General features: G+C 51.9%; 1 rRNA gene. It reads right to left on the bottom strand.

Features of this window, described 5'->3' with window-relative positions:
• Positions 1-47: 47 nt before the first annotated feature.
• Positions 48-1,771, bottom strand: a 23S ribosomal RNA gene (locus ABN099_RS18965); the annotation flags it as partial.

The following is a 1,771-nucleotide window of genomic DNA, read 5'->3' on the forward strand; positions in this document are numbered from 1 at the left end:
TACTTCATCTACTTTTTGTCTCTCAGACAAAACACCTTCGGTGTTGTCAGGTTAAGCCTCACGGTTCATTAGTACTGGTTAGCTCAACGTATCGCTACGCTTACACACCCAGCCTATCAACGTCTTAGTCTTAAACGTTCCTTTAGGTCACTCAAGGTGACAGGGAAGACTCATCTCGAGGCAAGTTTCCCGCTTAGATGCTTTCAGCGGTTATCTCTTCCGCACTTAGCTACCGGGCAATGCCATTGGCATGACAACCCGAACACCAGTGGTGCGTTCACTCCGGTCCTCTCGTACTAGGAGCAACCCCTCTCAATCTTCCAACGCCCACGGCAGATAGGGACCGAACTGTCTCACGACGTTCTAAACCCAGCTCGCGTACCACTTTAAATGGCGAACAGCCATACCCTTGGGACCTACTTCAGCCCCAGGATGTGATGAGCCGACATCGAGGTGCCAAACACCGCCGTCGATATGAACTCTTGGGCGGTATCAGCCTGTTATCCCCGGAGTACCTTTTATCCGTTGAGCGATGGCCCTTCCATTCAGAACCACCGGATCACTAAGACCTACTTTCGTACCTGCTCGAGCCGTCACTCTCACAGTCAAGCTGGCTTATGCCTTTGCACTAACCGCATGATGTCCGACCATGCTTAGCCAACCTTCGTGCTCCTCCGTTACTCTTTAGGAGGAGACCGCCCCAGTCAAACTACCCACCAGACACGGTCCCCGATCCAGATTATGGACCTAGGTTAGAACATCAAACGTTAAAGGGTGGTATTTCAAGGTTGACTCCATGCAGACTAGCGTCCACACTTCAAAGTCTCCCACCTATCCTACACATCAAAGTTCAATGTTCAGTGTCAAGCTATAGTAAAGGTTCACGGGGTCTTTCCGTCTTGCCGCGGGTACACTGCATCTTCACAGCGAGTTCAATTTCACTGAGTCTCGGGTGGAGACAGCCTGGCCATCATTACGCCATTCGTGCAGGTCGGAACTTACCCGACAAGGAATTTCGCTACCTTAGGACCGTTATAGTTACGGCCGCCGTTTACTGGGGCTTCGATCAAGAGCTTCTCCCTAAGGATAACCCCATCAATTAACCTTCCAGCACCGGGCAGGCGTCACACCGTATACGTCCACTTTCGTGTTTGCACAGTGCTGTGTTTTTAATAAACAGTTGCAGCCAGCTGGTATCTTCGACTGACTTCGGCTCTGTCCGCAAGGGACGTCACTTACCGTCAGCGTGCCTTCTCCCGAAGTTACGGCACCATTTTGCCTAGTTCCTTCACCCGAGTTCTCTCAAGCGCCTGAGTATTCTCTACCTGACCACCTGTGTCGGTTTGGGGTACGATTGTTGGTAACCTGAAGCTTAGAGGCTTTTCCTGGAAGCAGGGCATCAATTGCTTCACCACCGTAGTGGTTCGTCATCACACCTCAGCATTAAGTGACCGGATTTGCCTAATCACTCTGCCTACATGCTTGAACCGGGACAACCGTCGCCCGGACAACCTAGCCTTCTCCGTTCCCCCATCGCAGTTACCACCAGTACGGGAATATTAACCCGTTTCCCATCGACTACGCTTTTCAGCCTCGCCTTAGGGGTCGACTCACCCTGCCCCGATTAACGTTGGACAGGAACCCTTGGTCTTCCGGCGTGCGGGTTTTTCACCCGCATTATCGTTACTTATGTCAGCATTCGCACTTCTGATACCTCCAGCATGCCTCACAGCACACCTTCGCAGGCTTACAGAACGCTCCCCTACCCAAC

It is taken from the genome of Proteus hauseri, assembly GCF_040139125.1.
In the GTDB taxonomy this organism is placed as follows: Bacteria; Pseudomonadota; Gammaproteobacteria; order Enterobacterales; family Enterobacteriaceae; genus Proteus; species Proteus hauseri_B.